The following is a 739-nucleotide window of genomic DNA, read 5'->3' as shown; positions in this document are numbered from 1 at the left end:
ATATAATTCGCCATATTCCTCCTGAGGTAACCATCTGGGCAGATACCGGTTTTCAAGGTATAGATAAACAGCATCCTAATACACAAATCCCAAAAAAAGGAACTCGAAAAAGACCTTTATCGCCTGAACAAAAACAAGAAAATAAAATAATCTCGGGCATCCGTATTACAGTTGAACACGCCATCGCGGGTATCAAGCGCCTCGGTTGCATGACCCAAATTTTACGGAATCGTAGACCCTTTATTGATGATACCTTCTTACTCCTTAGCGCAGGTCTTTGGAATTTCCATCTCAGAACAGCGTAAAATTTACTTCAATCACCGAAACACCCTTATTTCACTATTAAGCAACACGCTTTATGTAATCAATACGGCCGTTTTTGGCTGTAAATTTGAAAACAGTCACCCAACCGTAGCCTCGTAAGTGTATTGGAGTTCCTTCTTCTGAGATGTCTAACTTGTTCAGTTGTTTATTATGGTTAACAATCCTGTTTTTCCTCAGCGTGGTTACCCAGACCCAACCATGAGAGCGAATTGATTTCAGATTATCTAGGCTAGAATACCAGGCATCCATCACTACCGCTTCTGGCATGATCCCTCTTTTTTTAGCAAGACACGAGTTTCGCAGTCTCTAAAAAAGAAGTATAAATTTAAAAACAAGAAAAAATCAGGATGTTCATATTTTGTCCGGTTATCCATGCATTAAAGATATCTATAAAATATTCTTGCAAGTAAGCAGT

Annotated in this window: 2 protein-coding genes; one reads left to right on the top strand and one right to left on the bottom strand. The window is 38.8% G+C overall.

Annotated features, from left to right (window positions below; all coding sequences use genetic code 11):
• The coding region (locus tag CBG25_RS19890; RefSeq protein ID WP_290603625.1) for a transposase family protein at nucleotides 1–305 on the top strand (305 nt) is incomplete at its 5' end.
• A 37-nt stretch (nucleotides 306–342) separates the two neighbouring features.
• On the opposite strand, the gene CBG25_RS19885 is transcribed toward CBG25_RS19890, so the two are convergent.
• Complete coding sequence (locus tag CBG25_RS19885; RefSeq protein ID WP_290608805.1) at nucleotides 343–591, bottom strand: transposase; 249 nt, start codon at nucleotides 589–591, stop codon at nucleotides 343–345.
• Nucleotides 592–739 lie beyond the last annotated feature (148 nt).

The sequence above is a fragment of the Arsenophonus sp. ENCA genome (assembly GCF_002287155.1).
GTDB classification, from domain to species: Bacteria; Pseudomonadota; Gammaproteobacteria; order Enterobacterales; family Enterobacteriaceae; genus Arsenophonus; species Arsenophonus nilaparvatae.
Note: the sequence above shows the minus strand (reverse complement) of the source record. Positions and strands in the feature narration are given on the sequence as shown.